A 17,367-nucleotide genomic window follows, 5' to 3' on the forward strand; every position below is an offset into this window, starting at 1 on the left:
CCACGCCGCGCACCGGCCGTCCGGATGATCCGGACGGGGGTCGCGCGGACTACGGTCGACCCGTGGCGTCGCACTCCGTGTCCGTGCCGGGTGCGCGCGCCACCGAGGGCGGCACCGCGGCCCCGGGGGCCGCCGTCCCGCGGCCGCGCACCGAGCCGGTGCTCGCCGCCACCTCGGTGCCCGGAGTGACCATGCGGGCCGGCTGGTTCGGCTCGCCGCGGCGGCCGCTCTACGGCGTCTGGCACCTTCCCGCCGACGGCACGGCCCGCGGCGCGGTGGTGCTCGCGCCCGGCATCGGCCTCGAGCTCGACCTCGGCCACCGGGCCCTGCGCGTGCTCGCGGACCGGCTGGCGCAGTCCGGCGCCGCGGTGCTGCGGTTCGACTACGACGGCACCGGCGACTCGGCCGGCGACGACCGCGACCCCGATCGCGTCCCGGCGTGGCTGGGCAGCGTGCGCGACGCCGTCGACGCGGCGCGGGCGGCGGGGGCTCCGCACGTCACGCTCGTGGGGCTGCGCATCGGCGCGACGCTCGCGGCGTCGGCCCGGGCCGGGGCGGACGCCCTCGTGCTGTGGGACCCCTGCGCCACGGGCAAGGCCTACCTGCGCCAGGAGAGCGTGATGTTCGCGCTCAACGTCTCGACCAGCCGGCCCGAGCCGCGCACCGACGGCTCGGTGGACGGGCCCGGCTCCGTCTACACGGCCGAGACCGTCGCGGCGCTCGGCGAGCTCGCGCTGCGCGGCGACGACGTCGAGGACTGCGCGTCCTGCCTCGTGCTGCTGCGCGACGACAAGCCCGACAACCGCACGACGAAGGCCGTCTCGGGCCGCCGCGGCGTGCAGGTCGAGGAGGTCTCCGGGCAGGCGGCGATGCTCGAGGTGTCCGGCTTCCTGTCGAAGGTCCCGCTCGGCACGGTCGAGCGGATCGTCGACTGGGTGGCCGAGCGGCTGCCCGACGAACCGGTGCCGATCGCGCCGTCGATCGAGCCCGAGGCCGTCGTGGCGACGCTGCCGGACGGCACGCAGGTGGTCGAGTCCGTGCAGTCGCTCGGCCCGCACCGGCTCTTCGGGATCCTCACCGAGCCGCGCCCGGCACCCGCTGCCCCGCTCACGGTCGTGTTCTCGAACAGCGCGACGACGTACCACGTGGGCTCCGCCCGGTCGTGGGTGGAGCTCTCCCGGCGCATCGCGGCGCACGGCGTGCGCGGCCTGCGGATCGACCAGCGCGACCTCGGCGACGGGCCCGACGTCGCCGAGCCGCCGGGGCCGGTGTACTACAACGAGGAGTCGCTCGAGGACCTGCGCGTGGCGGCCGAGTCCGCGCGGTCGGCGTCGTCCGGCGACGTCGCCCTGGTGGGGCTGTGCTCGGGCTCGTGGTCGTCGGCGGTGGTGGCCGAGCAGGTCAAGCCGGCCGGCCTGCTGCTGCTCAACCCGTGGGTGTGGGACCGCGAGGTCTCCCCGATGGGACCCGTCGCGTACCCGGCACGCGAGATGTTCACCGCCCGGGTGTCGCGCGCGCTGTCCGACCGCGCCCGGCTGCGCGCCTTCGGGGCGCGCGTGCTGTCGTGGCTGTGGGCGCTGCGCCCGGACTTCCTGTGGCGGGCGGCCGCGAGCCTGCACCTCGGCGACACCACGGGCGCCACTGTGGGCCGCATCGTCGACGGCGGCACCGACGTGCTCGTCGTGATGGGACCGCGCGAGGCGCAGATCTTCCGTCGCGGCCTCGGCTACGGCATGGCCCGCCGCCTCGAGCGCAGCGGCCGGCTCGCGCTGCTCGACCGCCCCGCGCTCGACCACGGGATGCTGCACTCGCGCGAGCGCGACGTGGTCCTCGACCGCGTCGTCGCCGACGTCGCCGCCCTGGCCCAGCGCGTCCGCGACACGGCCGGCCGCCCCACCTGATCCGACGTCACTGGTGAACCGGTCGCTTCCCGGCCCGGGAGACGACCGTTTCACCAGTGACATCGCGGGGCTCGGGGTGCGCGCCTGACCCTGCGTCACCGGGCCGGCACGGGGTGCGATCCCGTTGCTCCGCACGGGTCTGCGGCGTCCGGCGGCTGCGCGGTCGCGTGCTTCACTCGACCGGGCAGACGCGGCGTCCGAGGGGGTCTCCGCGACGGCACGACGGAGGTCGCGGAACGGTGGGCCCACGGGGTGCACGCACGGCGCTCGCGGTCACCGCGGCGCTCGTCGTCGCGCTGCTGCCGTTGGCCGGGCCGGTCGCGCCGGCCTCGGCCGTGCAGAGCACGGCGTCGGTGGACACGCTGCGGACCTCGTGGGACAGCGCCGAGCCGGGATTGCGTCCGGCCGCGGTCGCGAGCTCGGACTTCGGCGGCCTGTTCGACGCGACGGTCGACGGCCAGGTGTACGCCCAGCCCCTCGTGCAGGACTCCTCGGTGCTCGTCACCACGGAGCGGGCCCGCGCCTACGCGCTCGACCGCCTCACCGGCGCGGTGGCGTGGAGCCGATCGTTCGGCGCCCCCTTCCAGGCGACCACCATCGGGTGCGGCGACCTCGTGCCGGACCTCGGCTCGACGTCGACGGGAGTCGTCGATCCCGCCACGCGGACTTGGTACTTCACCACCAAGCTCGCCGTCGGCAACTCCGACGCCGCGTGGTGGCTGCAGGGCGTCTCGGTCGACACCGGTGCGGACCGTCCCGGGTTCCCGGTGCGCATCGCCGGCTCGCCGGACAACGACCCGGCGACGACGTTCTCCGCGGTGACGCAGATGCAGCGGCCGGGGCTGCTGCTGCTCGACGGTGTCGTCTACGCCGCGTTCGGCGCCCACTGCGACGTGCTGCCGTTCAAGGGCTACGTCGTCGGCGTCAGCACCACGACGCACGCGGTCACGTCGATGTGGACCACCGCGGTGGGCGCGTCGCTGTCCGGCGGCGGCATCTGGCAGGGCGGCGGCGCGCTGGTGTCCGACGGGCCGGGACGCATCCTGCTCTCTACCGGCAACGGGTTCTTCGGCGGCAGCCGGTCCGGCACCCCGGGCCTGCTCGCCGAGTCGGTGGTGCGGCTGCGCGTCACGGGCACCGGGCAGCTGGTGACCGACGACTGGTTCACGCCGGCGGACGCGCGCACGCTCGACGCCAACGACACCGACCTCGGGTCCGGCGCGCCCACCGCCCTGCCCGACGCCTTCGGCACCGCGGCGCACCCGCACCTGATGCTGGTCGAGGGCAAGGACGGGCGGATGTTCGTCCTCGACCGCGACGACCTCGGCGGCTACGGCACCGGGCCGGGTGGCACGGACCGCATCGTGTCCACGACGTCGGACGTCGGGCCGCTCTGGGGGCATCCGGCGTTCTTCGGCGGCGGTGGCGGGTACGCGTACGTCGCGCCGAGCGGGCAGCCGCTGCGGGCGCTGGCCTACGGCGTCGAGAGCGGCACCGGCGTCCCGCGGATGACCGTGGTGGCGAGCAGCACCGGGTCCTTCGGGTACACGTCCGGCTCGCCCGTGGTGACCTCCGACGGCACCGACCCGTCGAGCGCGCTCGTCTGGATCGTGTACTCCGGCGGGGCCAACGGGGCCGACGCGGAGCTGCGCGCGTACGACGCGGTCCCGAGCGCCGGCGTGCTCACGCTGCGCTGGCACGCCGCGATCGGCACCGCCTCGAAGTTCTCCCAGCCCGCGACGGACCGCGGCGTGGTCTACGTCGGGACCCGCGACGGCCACGTGCTCGCGTTCGGCCGGCCGCAGACGACGGCGCTCGCGTCGTCGCCGGTGGAGCTCGGCGCGACGCCGGTGGGCGTGCGCGTGTCCGGCACCGCGACCCTCACGGCGACGACAGCGGTGCACGTCCTCGACGTGAGCGCCACCGCGCCCTTCACCGTCACCCGTCCGGCGACGCTGCCGGCCATGTCGTCGGGCGACGTCCTCGCCCTCGGCGTCGCGTTCCAGCCGGGCGCCGCGGGCGACGCGGTCGGCCAGCTCGTCGTCACGACGGACGTCGGCACCTTCCGGACCGGGCTGCACGGCCGCGGCACCCAGGACGGGCTCGCGTCGGCACCGGGCGCGGTCGCCTTCGCCGACCAGCCCACCGGGCTGCCGCGCATGCGCTCGGTCGTCCTGACGAACACCGGCGCCACGGCCACCACCGTCTCCGGGGTGTCCGGGCCCGGCGGGGCCTTCTCGCTGTCCGGGCCGCCGGCGGTCGGCACCGTGGTCGCGGCCGGCGCCTCGATCACCGTGGGGGTCACGTTCGACCCCGGCACGGTGGGCCCGGCGTCGTCGTCGTTCACCGTGACGTCCACGACGGGAGCCGTCACGGTGCCGGTGTCCGGCACCGCCGTCGCCGGCGCGAGCCAGCTCTCGCTCTCGCCGCCCACGCTGGACTTCGGCGTCGTGCCCGTGGGGCAGTCGGTGTCGATGGGCTTCGACGTCGCCGACACCGGCAACCTGCCGCTCACCGTCACCAAGGCCAAGGCGCCCACCGCGCCGTTCACGGCCGACAGCCCGCTCGGCGAGGGGACCGTCGTCGGCGTCGACCTGTCCTACCGGCAGGACGTCCGCTTCACGCCCACGCAGGCCGGGTTCTTCACCGCCTACTACGAGGTGACCGGCGACGACGGGACCGGTCAGCACTACGTGCTGCTGCGCGGCCGGGCCACGACGCCGGCCGCGGCGACGGCGCCCTCGCCGGTGACCGGGCCGGGGTGGCGGCTCAACGGGGCCTCGGCGGTGGTCGGGCCGTCCCTCGTCCTGACCCCCGCTGCGCCGGACGCGGTCGGCAACGCGGTGCTCGGCACGGAGGTGGCCAGCGCGGGGCTCTCCGTGCGCTTCCGCACGACCGTGCCGGCCGGCAGCGCCGGTGCGGAGGGCGTCGCCCTCGGCCTGCTCGACCCGGCGGCGGAGAGCCCGGCGTCCCTCGGCCAGGGCGGGGGCGGGCTGGGCGTGGGCGGGCTGCACGGTGCGGCGGTGACGCTCGACGTGCACGACGACGGCCCGCTCGAGCCCGCGCGGCCGTTCGTCGGGATCGTCGACGACACCAGCCTGACGCCGGGCACGCCCCACTACGTGCGCACCTCCGCCGTCCCCGGCGCCGTCTCGCACCTGGTCACGGTCACCTACGTCCGCGGGGTCCTGCACGTCGACGTCGACGGGACGCCGTCGGCGTCGGCCGTCGTGGCGCTCCCGCGCACCGTGCTGCTGTCCTTCTCCGCAGCCACCGGACCGGCGGGGGCGGCGCAGTCGGTGCGCGACGTCGTCGTGGGCCGGGTGCCCGTCACGGACACCGTGCACGGCACGCGCGGCTGGCGGTTCAACCACGGCGCCTTCGCGTCCGGGTCGTGGACCACGCTCAACCGCGCGGTGCGCGGCGTCGCGGGATCTGTGGTGCTCCCGTCCGCGCGCAGCACGTCGGAGCTGACGGCGTCGTTCACGCTGGGCATCGGCGGCGGCACCGGGGGAGAGGGCATGACGTTCGCCCTGCTCGACCCCGCGTCGTCGACGCCGGCCTCCGTGGGCCGGGCGGGTGCGCAGCTGGGGGCCGGTGGGCTCGCGGGCACGTTCGTCACCTTCGACACGCGGCGCGAGCGGGGCGAGCCGTCGTCGAACTTCGTCAGCGTCTCCACCGGCGTGCGCGGCGGCAGCCTGCACCGGCTCGCCGCGACGACCCATGTGCCCGGCCTGCGGGCGGGGAGCCACGCGGTCGTGGTCCGGACGTTCGACGGGCGGCTGTCCGTACGCGTCGACGGCCGGGTCGTGCTCGACGTGGTCGCGCCGCTGCCGCCGCGGGCGTACGTCGCGTTCACCGGCTCGACCGGCACGGCCACCGACGCCCACCGCGTGGCGCGGGTGGTCGTCAGCGCCGTGCGCTCGGTGGCGGCGCCGGCGGTCGCGAGCAGCGGCTGGCGCCGCAACGGCGACGCCGTGGTGTCGCGCGGCGCCGTGCGGCTCACCTCCGCGCGCGTCGGCCGTCGTGGCACGACCTTCACCCGGGCCGTGTTCCCGGCCGCCGGGCTGCGGCTGCGCTACGTCGCGACCATCGTCGACGGGCGCGGCGCCGACGGCATGGCGCTCGCTCTCGTGCCCGCGACCGTGGCGGACACGGCGCAGGGCTCCCCGGGCGGCGGCGTCGGCTGGTCGGGCCTCGGCGGCGTCGCCGTGGTGAGCGACACGTTCGCGAACTCCGGCGACCCCGGCCGCGACTTCGTCGGCGTGGCCACCGGCACGCGCGGCGTCGCCGACCGGCTGCGCTACGTCGCGCACTCGCCGCCGGGGCACCACCTCACGTACGGCACTCACGTCGTCGACGTCGCCTATGTGGGCGGCCGGCTGTACGTGTGGGTGGACGGCTGCCTGCGGATGGCCCCCGCGGTGGTGCTGCCCCCGCTCCTGCGCGTCGGGTTCACGGCGTCCACCGGCGGCCTCGCGGACAGCCACACGGTGTCCTCGGTGGCGCTGACGTCCTGGTAGGCGTCGTCCGGCCAGCCTTCGGGACCGCAGCCGATCTACGCTCGGACGGCGGCGAGGGAGGGAGCCCGCGATGGCCAAGAAGTCGCACAAGAAGAAGGACGGCGCCAAGGCGCGCCCGGGGACGCCTGCGCCGGCAGCGGCCACCGGGCCGGCGCCGCGCGGGAAGATGAGCCGCAAGGACTACGAGCGCGAGCTGCGACGGCTGCACGGGGAGCTCGTGTCGCTCCAGGAGTGGGTCAAGTCCAGCGGGGCCAAGGTCTGCATCGTCTTCGAGGGTCGCGACACGGCCGGCAAGGGCGGCACCATCAAGGCCATCACGGAGCGGGTGAGCCCGCGGGTGTTCCGGGTGGTGGCGCTCCCCGCCCCGACCGAGCGCGAGAAGTCGCAGATGTACATCCAGCGCTACATCACGCACTTCCCCGCCGCCGGCGAGGTCGTCATCTTCGACCGGTCCTGGTACAACCGCGTCGGCGTCGAGCGGGTGATGGGCTTCGCGACCGAGGAGCAGGCGCAGGTGTTCCTGACCCAGGCGCCCGCCGTCGAGAAGGCCATGGTGGAGAACGGCATCATCCTGCTGAAGTATTGGCTCGAGGTGAGCCCCGAGGAGCAGACCCGCCGCCTCCAGGCGCGTATCGACGACCCGCGCAAGACCTGGAAGCTCTCACCGCTCGACCTGAAGTCGTACAGCCGCTGGCACGACTACACCCGGTCGCGCGACGACATGCTCACCGAGACGAGCAGTCCGTGGGCGCCGTGGCACGTGGCGCACACGGACGACAAGAAGCGCGGCCGGCTCAACATCATCAGCCACCTGCTCGGGCAGATCCCCTACGACCCGCAGCCCGAGCTCGACGTCCGGCTCCCGCGCCGCCAGCGCCCGCTGGCCCGCCAGGAGCACGACCTCACGCCGTACCTCATCCCTGAGCCCTTCTGATCCAAGCCGCGGAGCGCGGGTCTCGGGTCCCCCGCGCCGCCTCGGTCGAGGATCGGTCCCGGGACGGACCTGGTGCCGGGGCGCGCATCGGCCGGGCTCACCTTCTGGCGCACCGTCGCATGACAGGGCGGAGGGTCCTGCCATGTGGCGGCCGGCGGGTCGACTGCAGCGACATCGCCCGGAGCCGACGCGCCACCGTCACCGACGGGCGGGCCGTCCGGGACGGGGAGCGTCGTCGATGCTCGTGCCGGAGGCTTGGAGGCGGAGGCCTGCCAGCAGCAGGTCGAGGCCGGCTCGGAATTGGTCGGCGTCGATGTGGGTGGCGAACTCGTCGACGATCTCGTGGGTGAAGGGGTACTCGTCGGGATCCAGCTCGCGCCACTGGTCTGCCACGCGTCCGAGGAAGGCCTCGCGGGTCATGCGGCCGTCGACCACGGCCTCTGGTGGCTCCTGGCCGAGGTCGGTCGCGCTGCCGATGACGTACCCGATGACCGCCGAGACGGCGTGGAAGCGCTGACGTGCAGTGAGTGTGAGGCGCAGGGTCTGCTGGCCGAGGTGCTCGTAGATGGCGAGCGCGTTGGGCTGGACGCTCGAGTTGCGGAGGAAGTAGGCCGCAAGCCACGGGCGGGCCACGACCCCGTCGAACAACCGCACCGCGATGCTGCGGATGTCGTCGACGGCGTCATCGGTGGAGGGGATCGCCTGGATGGCGGTCAGGAGCTCCGCAGCGACGGAGTCGGTCGCCCGGTCGAGCAGCTCGTCCCGGCTGGAGACGTACCAGTAGATGCTGGCGACACCGCCGCCGAGCCTGGCTGCCAGCGCTCGGAAGGTCAGCGCCGGCTCGCCGCCCTCGTCGAGCAGCGCCACGGCCTCGCCGAGCACGGCGTCGATCGAGTGCGACGTCCGGCGCCGGCCCTGGCGCGGGGACGCGGCTCGCAATGGGCTCACGGTTCATCTTCCCTCCGGTGGGGTTGTCATCCTATCGAACATCGTTCTATGCTCTCGAACAATGTTCGAGGAACGAACGATGTTCGATGAGAGGTAGGCGCCGATGAGCACAGCTCCCGCGACGACCGAGGCCGAGCCGGCCCGCACGTACAGCTCCCTGCGCGCAGCGGCGGTCCCCCTGCTCGCGCTGTGCCTGGCGTTCTTCGTGGAGATGGTCGACAACACCGTGATGAGCATCGCGCTGCCCACCATCGGCCGCGACCTCGGCGGTGGAACCCTGTCGCTGCAGTGGGTCACCGCCGCGTACTCCGTCACCTTCGGGGGCCTGCTGCTGACCGCCGGTTCGATCGCCGACCGATTCGGGCGCCGCCGGGTGCTGCTCGTAGGGCTCGCCCTCTTCGGTGTCGTGAGCCTCGCGGTCCTCGCTGTGGGCTCCATGGGCCAGCTCATCGGGCTGCGCGCCGGCCTGGGGGTCGCCGCGGCCATGATGGCGCCGGTGACCAACTCGCTGGTCTTCCGGCTCTTCGCCGACGACGGGCTGCGCCGCAAGGCGTTCACGGTGATGATCACGGTCGGCATGACCGGGTTCATCCTCGGACCGGTGCTGGGCGGCAGCGTCCTGACCCACGTCGACTGGCAGTGGTTGCTGCTCATCAACGCGCCGATCGCCCTGGTCGCCTGGATCGGCGTCCGGGCCGGCGTGCCCGCCGACCACCCCGAGGACCTCACGCACGACCGCCTCGACGTGCCGGCCGGCCTGCTCAGCATCGCCGCCATCGGCCTGGGCAGTCTCACCTTCACCAGCGGGGTGCTTTACGGCTGGCTGTCCTGGCAGACGATCGCCGCCTCGGTCTGCGCCGCCCTCGCCCTCGTCGCCTTCGTCGTCCGCGAACGGCGCACGCCCGAACCGATGCTCGACCTGCGCCTGCTGCGCCTGGGCACGATCCGAGGAGCGCTCCTCGCCCAGCTCGCCACGGCGGTCTCCATGGCCGCGGTCATGTTCGGGCTGATCCTGCACTTCCAGTACGCATACGGCTGGAGCCCGATGAAGGCGGGCCTGGCCAACCTCCCCTTGATCGTGACGATGCTCCTGGCCTCGCCCCTGGCCGAGACGCTGGTCACGCGTCTGGGCCACCGGGCGGCTTGCCTGATCGGCAGTGTGGTGCTGGCCGCCTCATTGGCCGGCATGGGATGGGCCGTCGAGCACGGCTACCTCGCGATCGCGACCTTCATGGTCACCTTCACGGTCGGCTTGCGCGTCGTCATGACGACCTGCGCCGTCGCGCTCGTGGACGCGATGCCGAACAACCGCACCGCGCTCGGCACCTCCCTCAACGACACGGCGCAGGAGGTCGGCGCCAGCATCGGCACCGCCTTCATCGGCACACTGATCGCAGTCCTGGTCACCTTGGCGCTGCCCGACGGTGTCTGGCCGGACGCGCTCGTGACGTCGTACCTCCACGGCGAGCGAGTCGCGTTCCTGCTCCTCGCGGTGCTCGTCGGCGCCGTTGCCGTGCGGGGGTCGCTCGCGCTCACCGACTCGCGCGCCACTGAGGAGCACTAGCACGGCGCGACGTCTCGTCGTCGTGGCCGCTCGCCGTGTCCCGTGCTTCGACGCGAGCGGGTGACGGGACCCGTCGATCGCCGTTGGCGATCTCCTCCCGATTCCCGCGTGTTTCCCTTGATCGCGTCGAAGGGGCCCGGGGGATCAACCCCGGGCCCCTTCGACGCGAGCGGGTGACGGGATCCGTCGGGTCTCCCTCGGAGACCCTCCTCCCGATTCCCGCGTGTTTCCCTGATCCCGTGCATGAGGCCCGGGGGTTCAGCCCCGGGCCTCACGCACGCGAGCGGGTGACGGGAATCGAACCCGCATGACCAGCTTGGAAGGCTCGAAAGCCAGATGTCCCCGAGTGCCCAATAGTGCCTCTGACCTGCGGTTTTACAATGTGATCTTGACCGCGGTGACCCGCCGGTGTCCGTCGTTTTCCGTGTCTACGGACACGATAGGGACATGAGATGCACGTTTCCGCGGCGATCCGCCCCATGGCCCGGCGTCTGACGTAGGCACCTCGGACGGGGCGCTCGCGGTGCCCCTGTCGCGTGTGTCACGCGGGCTTGCGTGCTTTGGCCTTCTTGGGTGCCTTCTGTGGAAGTGCGGCGGCGAACTCTAGTGAGCGGTTCACCCAGGCTGCTGTCTGGTTCGTGGGTTTCCGCCATTGAGCCGGAAGGGAGACGTAGCCGCCCATCGGGCGCTCCGGGGGACCGAAGGGACCGGCGCCTTCGACTGAGAGAAGAGCCTCTCGGTCGGGCTCGGGGAGCTTGACTCCGATCGACGGGCCGAACAGTCCCATGAACATGTTGCCGTTCACGTAGGCGCCGAGGTTGCCGAACATGGGCTTGACGACGACGTCGGGTCGGTCAGGGACGAGGGAGTGGAAGACTGCCTTGTCCTCGTCGCTGGGCTTCGGGATCTCCATGCCTGACTCCTCTCTCGGGGTGGCCCGGACTCAGGGGCGGCGCCCAATGCGATATCGCCCGAGGATCCGATCCGGATGAGCCCCGATCACGGGATGACGGGCGCTACATGCCAGGTTGTGGAAGCACCTCGAGAACTTCGATGGTGCCCATGGCCCTGTGCGGGTGACCTTCGAGCAGGGCGTTGAGTGCGTCGAGGTTGTCGGCCTGCAGGAACGAGTAGCCGCCGACCCACCCGGCAGGTCCTGGATCGCCGTCACTGGCCGGCTGCGTGGGGGAGCCGAAGTCGATGAGGGCGTCGCCCGCCTTCGCGCCCCACGACATCCAGTCGTTCATGCTGGCCTGCATCGCCTCAGGCGTGGCGGCGGCCATCTGCTCGCCGACAGAGAGCGTGGAGCGGTAGAGCACGAGGTACTTGGGCATGGCCTTGCCTCTCCTCTGCGGCGCCGGTCAACGCCGACGCCACTGTGCTCCCCCTCGGTTCTGCTGTCTACGGCAGCCGTCACGCCGCCGTCCACCAGCTGGAACGCCTCGTGGCGACTTGTGCGTCGAGGAAGCGATCGTCTCTGTTGAGCTCAGATGGGGTCGGTGGGCTTCGTGCTGGGCCTGATGGACCGTGAATCGAGCACCACGCGACGACTACGTCCAGCCGTGCCTTGCACCCGGCGTTCGGATCCGACGTCCAAGATCAGAAGCACCGACGGTCGGCGGTGTCTAGTTGGCACGCACCGCCGGTGTCGCGCGGGGATCGGCAATCGGGCAACCGCGGGCGCCGAGCGAGGTATACATGTGCCATGTTCACCGTGTCGGACTCCGTCTGCATCGACGCCGCCCCGGAGGCTGTCTGGTCGGTGCTTGCTCGTCTCGAGGACATCGTGCTGTGGTCGGACGCCGTGCAGTCGGCGGTGACCGCGCCGGGTCGTGATCGAGGCGTCGGTGCCGAGCGAATCTGCGTGTTGCGCGGCGGGATCACACTGACTGAACGCTGGACGCACTGGGAAGAAGGTAGATCCTTCACCTACCTCGGCAGCGGTTTGCCAGGAGTCAAGGCGGCATCCAACAGGTGGACGGTGACGGCGGTTGACGGTCGGACCCTGCTTGAGACGCGTGCCGAGGTCACGCTGAAGGCTGGTCGCATTGGTCGATTGTTCGACGAGGCGCTGGCCCGCCGAGCGCGCGGCATGGGTCGCGACACGTTGGGCGTGCTGAAGTTCTTGAGCGAGACCGGCCGAGTCCCGCAGCAGGGCGAGGCGCGCGACGCGCCCGTGCACTGCTGACCGGAGGCGAGGCAGAGCCGACGTCGTTGGGATGTGCGCCGACGGCGGCGTGTCGACCGTCGTGACCAGGGGCGAATTGGCTGCAGCTAGCCATCCCACCGCGATCCGCCACTCGTGGTTGGGCCGGTCCGGATGCCGGGCCCCGGCCTAGGCGGATGGCGATGCGTCACCGTTGATGACGGGCCGACTCGCGACGTGATTACGCTCCCGCATACTGGTCATCGCGTTTAGCAAGCTGTCGTGCCTTGCGCGGGGACACGGTGCCGCTCTCGACGAAATGGACGAGGTCCTCGCCTGAGATGCGCAGCGTTCGACGCAGGTTGAGCCACAGGAACGGTGTTGCGAGATATCCGAGGACGCCGTGGGTGGTGGCCTCTGCCCGCATCGTGAAGTGGGTCGTCGTGGCATCGAGCGGGGTGAGGGCCCAGGAATTGCGAGCCGTTGTGACGAACTGGGGCAGGCCTCGGTCGACCGTGAAGGTAAACCGGTGCGCCAGCGGGTCGTACTCAACCAGCGTCTCGTGGATGGTTGAGAAGCCTGGCGTTGACAGGTCGCACGCGCGCCCGGCGACCGGTGCACCGAGCAGGGTGACCGGTGTCGCGTTGGCCCGAGACGCGGGGATCGGGGTTGCCCAGGCGCCGATGTCGGCGAAGCCGTCTCCGATAACGTGCCACACCGCCTCGAGCGGTGCGTTGATCGTGTACTCCAGGTTGATGCGCATGACGCGTCCTCTCTCTCGTAGGAGCGCAAGTGGACGATGGAGGTCGTGCACGGCGCGATTCCTTGCCGGGGAATGGCCCTTCGTACGGCGTGCTGGCAACCTGTGGCTTATGACGACTGCGGCCGAGACCTCAGCACCATTCGGGCGGGAGCTGCGCACGTGGCGCAGTGTGCGGGGGATGAGCCAGCTCGACCTGGCGATCGCGGTAGGCAGTACGAGCCGGCACATCTCGTTCCTGGAGACCGGTCGCAGTCGGCCCTCGGCGGGCATGGTCGATCGGCTCGCGGACCAGCTCGACGTGCCGGTTCGGGACCGCAACCGCATCTTCGAGGCCGCCGGCCTGCGTGGGCCCTACTCGGCGGCGCCGCTGAACGACCCCCATATGGAGCCGTTCCGGCGTGCCCTGCGCAGGTTGCTGGACAGCCACATGCCCTACCCCGGTTTCGCCTACGACCGGTCTTGGGATCTCGTCATGGCCAACAGCGCCGCGGAGGCGCTGTTCGCGGGCGAGGAGACGAACGTGGTGCGCCTGCTGTTCGCCGGGGCCTGGCGCGACATGATCGAGAACTGGTCGACCGTCGCGTGGGCGGTGCTGGACAGGCTGCGTTTCGAAAGCGTTCAGGAGCCTGATGACGAAACTCTGCGCGTCTTGGTACGGCTCGGGTCCGAGGTGCTCGGCAACGAGCCGCGACCGGGCCAGGTCGGCAGCGACCTCGCGATGTGCCCATTGTTCGTGGTCGGCGATCAGCGGATCCCCACCGTGAGCGTCCTGGCGAGGTTCGGCACGCCACGTCACGTCGCCACCGACGACATCCGCGTGGAGCTGGTCTATCCGGAGGACGAAGTTGGGCACGCGTTCTTTGCATCCGTGGCTGCTGGTCCATCGGATGCTCGTGCGGTCCTTAGACACCTGACCTGAAGGCGCCTAGCTCGGCTGTGCGGCGTTGGTCCTCGCCGGCTCGAGGCTGCACCACAAGTCGCTGACGGCGAGCGACAAGATCCGCGGTATGCACGAGCCTCCGGGCAGCCGCGGTGGCGGTTTCGATGGCGGTGGCGGCGAAGTGGTGGTTACGGCCCTCGTGCGTCGGCGCGCCCCTCGCCGGGTCGACTCGACCTGAAGCGGAGTCACCCGAGCGTCGGCCGGGTTTCCCGACTAGCGTGCCGCCCTTGGCCGCGTGCCCTCGCTCGTGATGGGGACGAATGGCACCGCACTCAGACGCGGTACTCCGGGTTGGGGTGGGTGGGATCGCTCAGATCCCAGTTCGCGGTCCGGTTCCCGTGGGCCGGTATGCCTCCGCCGTCGACGAGGCGCCGTGCCGAGTGGAGCAGGTTCCACGTCGCGAAGACGGTGTTGCGCGTGGTCCAGTGGTTGCGGGCGCCCTGGTTGTCGTCGAGGTACGACGGTCCCGGGCCTGCCTCGCCGACCCAGTAGGCATCGGCTTGCGGTGGGATCGTGAATCCGATGTGCGAGAGCGCGTAGAGCATCTGCGCAGCGCAGTGTTTCCCGCCGTCCTCGTTGCCGGTGATGAGGACACCGCCGGTCTTGCCGTAGTAGGACCATTGGCTGAACTCGTTGACGTCGCTGGACCAGCCGTAGAGCCGCTCGATCATGAGTCGCGTCATCGACGACTGGTCGCCCAGCCAGATGGGGGTGGCGAGCAGGACGATGTGCGCTGGCTCGATCAGCTCGCGGTAGATGTCGGGGAAGTCGTCGCCCGGCCACCCTCGTTCACGCATGTCGGGGTAGACCCCCGGGGGGATGACGTGGTCGATCGTGCGCACGACGTCGACCCGGGCACCCACTCCGCGCAGGATGTGGGCGCTGATGTCGATCAGTGCGTCGGTGTGGCTGGATTCCGGGGATCGCTTGAGCGTGCCGTTGAGGAAGACCGCTCGTAGGTCGGAGTAGTCGGTGGTGTTGGCGGCGATCTCGGAGTCGATGAAGGCCTGGACCGAGTCGGGCAGCATGCGCAGCTCCTAACGAGAGTGTGATCGGGGATGGATCGGGGTAGTCGCTGTCGTCAATGCGGGATTGAGTCTGTGCTTGCGGCCCTCGACGAAGGCGAAGCGGCACCGGGCCGAGGATGGCGCGAATGGACGCGACCGGCGCCTGGCCGGCAATCCAGACCCCGGCCAATGCGGCTTTGGCCGGGGTCGCGCTGGAAGGCGTAGGGCGACACGGCTAATGCAACGAGCGCAACCACCTCCGCCGCGCGCCCAGATCGAAGCCGGGTGATCAAAGCAGCGACAGCAAGCACCGTAGTGATGATGGCCCGAGCGACCCCGGGCCTAAAGGTCTGCCGCGGAATCCGACGCCGCGATCGCTTCATCGCGAGTCCGCAGCGACGGCGTGGGTGCCCATGTTGCGGAGACCGGTGCCGCGCCTACCTCGGATCCACACCAAGCAGGCCACCCCCAGCCCGCCACGGATCGCCAGGTCGGCGACATTGAACGAGGGCCCGTACCAGGCCAGGTGGACCCAATCAGTGACGGCACCGTGGGATGCCCGGTCGACCAGATTGCCCATCGCGCCGCCCAAGGCGACCGCGAGCGCCAGCTTCAGCGGCAGCGGGGTGGTTCGCACCAGCACCACCAGGAGAAGCAGTGTCAGTCCGCCGGCCGTAGCCGCGACGACGACGGGGTGATCGGCAGCGAACCCGAACGAGGTGCCGGTGTTGAGCACGAGTGGGATCCCGGCAGGTGAGCCGACGGCTTGCCCGCCGCGGTTGGGCTGCCTTGCCCACTCTTTGGACAACCAATCGGCGGCGAGGACGAAGAAGACTGCTGAGGTCGCCGTGACCGACGCTGTCGGGCGGAATCGATCGGGGACGCCGCCACGCCAGCTGCCCCCGCGCCTCTTCGCCGCCGTCATCGTCGCAACGGCCGGGTCGCCCACCAGGCGGCAACGGCCAGGGCGTCTGCGCCCAGACTCAGGAGCGGGAGTCCTGTGGAGCGACCGACCTCGCTGATGGCGACGAGTCCGAGCACGGGGAGCCAGGAGCTCAGGGCCGTAAGCCGGGAGTGGGATCGGGTCGGCGCCGGGATACCGGTCGCGTCGCCCGATAGCGCGAGGGTTGCCACATGGGCGCCTGAGGGGTTCGTCAACCAGGTGTTCCCGACGCGAACCGTGGGCACGACTTCGTTGCCGTTGTTGTTCCGGGCCGAGAGCGCCCGTGCGTCGTTGTCCTCCCAGATGTTGCGCCAGTTGGCGTGGACGCCCCTCCGAGCGAGGTCTCGACGCAGCCGGGCGCAGTACCCGCAGCCCGGCCGCCACAGCACCTCGACGTCGGTCGCCCCGTCCGTCCGTTGCGTCATGTCGCCGAGCCGAGATCGCGACGAGAGAATTCGGGCCCGCGCGGCACCTGACCCTCGGGGCTGCGCCGGCGATCGCCGCAGCGGTTGAACATGCCTGTCATGCCAGGGCCTTCTCGTCGCGGGCCACCGTGGTGGCCACGTGGACCTCGTGTGTCAGCGTGCGATGCACGGGGCACTTGTCCGCTATGACCGTGAGGGCCGCAACCTGGTCGTCGTCGAGATCACCCGCGATCAGGATCTCGCGCCGAATCCGGTCGAGCTGGCCGCTCGTGGTCGAGCAGTCAGCGCAGTCGGACGCATGGATGCGGTCGTGCTCGAGGACCACCTGGACCGACTCGAGCGGCCATCCCTTCCGATCGGCATACATCCGCAGTGTGATTGCCGTGCACGACCCCAACGCTGCGAGGAGAAGGTCGTAGGGCGAAGGGCCACTGTCGTCGCCGCCGACCGCGACCGGTTCGTCCGCGACCCAACTGTGCCGGCCCGCGGTGATGTCCTGCCGATAGCGCCCATCGGTCGACTCCCTGACCAGGACCCGACCGTGGCCACTGAGGGCGGGGTCAGGGGTCGCGGGCTCGTCGTCGACGTAGCGGCTCGCCCAGGCTGCCAGGACGCCGGCGACGTACCGAGAGTCGGCCGGGCGGGTCAGCAGGTGGTCGGCACCGTCGAGGGCGAGGAACGACTTCGGGTGCCGCGCTGCCTCGTAGATAGTGCGGGCGTTCTCGATGCCGACGACGCAGTCCTGCGGTGAGTGCATGACCAGCAGGGCAGCTCCCAGCTGAGCGATGCGCTCGAGCTGTGGCTGCTCGCGGATGTCGTCGAGGAAAGCTCGGCGTATGCGGAACGGTCGACCAGCCAGCACGACCTGCGCCTCGCCGACGGTGTCGAGAGCGGGGAGAGCGTCATCGAGCAGGTTGGTCACGTGCGCGGGGTCGCTGGGTGCACCGATGGTCGCGACCGCGCGCACTTCTGCGATGCGTGGCGCTGCGGCCAGCACGGCCGCCCCGCCCAGGGAGTGTCCGACGAGGAGGGCTGGTGCTCGGTCGCGGCTGCGGAGGAAGTCGGCGGCCGCGACGAGGTCGGACACGTCACAACTAAACGTGCCGTCGGCGAAGTCGCCGGGTGACTCGCCGAGGCCCGGTACGTCGTAGCGCAGGACCCCGAAGCCACTCTCGGTCAGCGATCGAGCGATTCGTGTGGCGGCGAGGCTGTCCTTGCCGCACGTGAAGCAGTGGGCGAAGATCGCGTACGCGTGCGGCCGACCGGACGGCAT

14 protein-coding genes are annotated in these 17,367 nt (G+C 71.6%); 6 read left to right on the top strand and 8 right to left on the bottom strand.

Annotation, left to right across the window (positions count from 1 at the left end; genetic code table 11):
- Positions 1-62: 62 nt before the first annotated feature.
- From GC157_00430 to ppk2, 3 genes are all read left to right on the top strand, one after another.
- Positions 63-1,901 carry a hypothetical protein gene (locus tag GC157_00430; GenBank protein ID MBI1375940.1) on the top strand — a complete coding sequence of 613 codons (1,839 nt, stop codon included), beginning with the start codon at positions 63-65 and terminating at the stop codon, positions 1,899-1,901.
- A gap of 239 nt (positions 1,902-2,140) precedes the next feature.
- Positions 2,141-6,424, top strand: coding sequence for a choice-of-anchor D domain-containing protein (locus GC157_00435; protein MBI1375941.1), 4,284 nt, complete (start codon positions 2,141-2,143; stop codon positions 6,422-6,424).
- A 70-nt stretch (positions 6,425-6,494) separates the two neighbouring features.
- A complete protein-coding gene (ppk2, locus tag GC157_00440) occupies positions 6,495-7,358 on the top strand; it encodes a polyphosphate kinase 2 (GenBank protein ID MBI1375942.1) in 864 nt (287 codons plus the stop codon).
- 198 nt (positions 7,359-7,556) lie between these two features.
- Here the strand turns inward: ppk2 and GC157_00445 are convergent, their stop codons facing one another.
- Positions 7,557-8,249, bottom strand: coding sequence for a TetR family transcriptional regulator (locus GC157_00445; GenBank protein ID MBI1375943.1), 693 nt, complete (start codon positions 8,247-8,249; stop codon positions 7,557-7,559).
- Positions 8,250-8,409: 160 nt separating this feature from the next.
- Between GC157_00445 and GC157_00450 the strand changes: the two genes are divergently transcribed.
- Positions 8,410-9,870 carry an MFS transporter gene (locus GC157_00450; protein MBI1375944.1) on the top strand — a complete coding sequence of 487 codons (1,461 nt, stop codon included), beginning with the start codon at positions 8,410-8,412 and terminating at the stop codon, positions 9,868-9,870.
- Between the two features lie 541 nt (positions 9,871-10,411).
- Here the strand turns inward: GC157_00450 and GC157_00455 are convergent.
- Both GC157_00455 and GC157_00460 read right to left on the bottom strand, forming a co-directional pair.
- Positions 10,412-10,783: a hypothetical protein gene (locus tag GC157_00455; GenBank protein ID MBI1375945.1), complete on the bottom strand. Its 372-nt coding sequence runs from the start codon at positions 10,781-10,783 to the stop codon at positions 10,412-10,414.
- Positions 10,784-10,886: 103 nt separating this feature from the next.
- On the bottom strand, positions 10,887-11,204 hold the full coding sequence (locus tag GC157_00460; GenBank protein ID MBI1375946.1) for a hypothetical protein: 318 nt from the start codon (positions 11,202-11,204) through the stop codon (positions 10,887-10,889).
- A 371-nt stretch (positions 11,205-11,575) separates the two neighbouring features.
- On the opposite strand from GC157_00460, the gene GC157_00465 reads away from it, so the two are divergent.
- Complete coding sequence (locus tag GC157_00465) at positions 11,576-12,058, top strand: hypothetical protein (protein MBI1375947.1); 483 nt, start codon at positions 11,576-11,578, stop codon at positions 12,056-12,058.
- Positions 12,059-12,257: 199 nt separating this feature from the next.
- Here the strand turns inward: GC157_00465 and GC157_00470 are convergent, their stop codons facing one another.
- The gene (locus tag GC157_00470; protein ID MBI1375948.1) at positions 12,258-13,007 is read right to left on the bottom strand and encodes a hypothetical protein; all 750 of its coding nucleotides are present in this window, start codon (positions 13,005-13,007) and stop codon (positions 12,258-12,260) included.
- Between GC157_00470 and GC157_00475 the strand changes: the two genes are divergently transcribed.
- A complete protein-coding gene (locus GC157_00475; protein MBI1375949.1) occupies positions 12,646-13,698 on the top strand; it encodes a helix-turn-helix domain-containing protein in 1,053 nt (350 codons plus the stop codon). The two genes, GC157_00470 and GC157_00475, sit on opposite strands and share 362 nt — an antisense overlap.
- Before the next feature lie 293 nt (positions 13,699-13,991).
- On the opposite strand, the gene GC157_00480 is transcribed toward GC157_00475, so the two are convergent.
- The 4 genes from GC157_00480 to GC157_00495 form a co-directional block, all read right to left on the bottom strand.
- Entirely contained in the window at positions 13,992-14,747 is a 756-nt protein-coding gene (locus GC157_00480) for a flavodoxin family protein (protein ID MBI1375950.1), read from the bottom strand.
- Between the two features lie 358 nt (positions 14,748-15,105).
- Complete coding sequence (locus tag GC157_00485) at positions 15,106-15,651, bottom strand: lipoprotein signal peptidase (protein ID MBI1375951.1); 546 nt, start codon at positions 15,649-15,651, stop codon at positions 15,106-15,108.
- Positions 15,648-16,094: a hypothetical protein gene (locus GC157_00490; protein ID MBI1375952.1), complete on the bottom strand. Its 447-nt coding sequence runs from the start codon at positions 16,092-16,094 to the stop codon at positions 15,648-15,650. Before GC157_00490 ends, GC157_00485 begins: the two co-directional genes overlap by 4 nt.
- A 97-nt stretch (positions 16,095-16,191) precedes the next feature.
- Positions 16,192-17,367 (bottom strand): alpha/beta fold hydrolase, encoded by a 1,176-nt coding sequence (locus GC157_00495; protein ID MBI1375953.1) that lies wholly within the window; start codon positions 17,365-17,367, stop codon positions 16,192-16,194.

It is taken from the genome of Frankiales bacterium (assembly GCA_016125335.1).
Lineage (GTDB): Bacteria > Actinomycetota > Actinomycetes > S36-B12 > CAIYMF01 > Longivirga.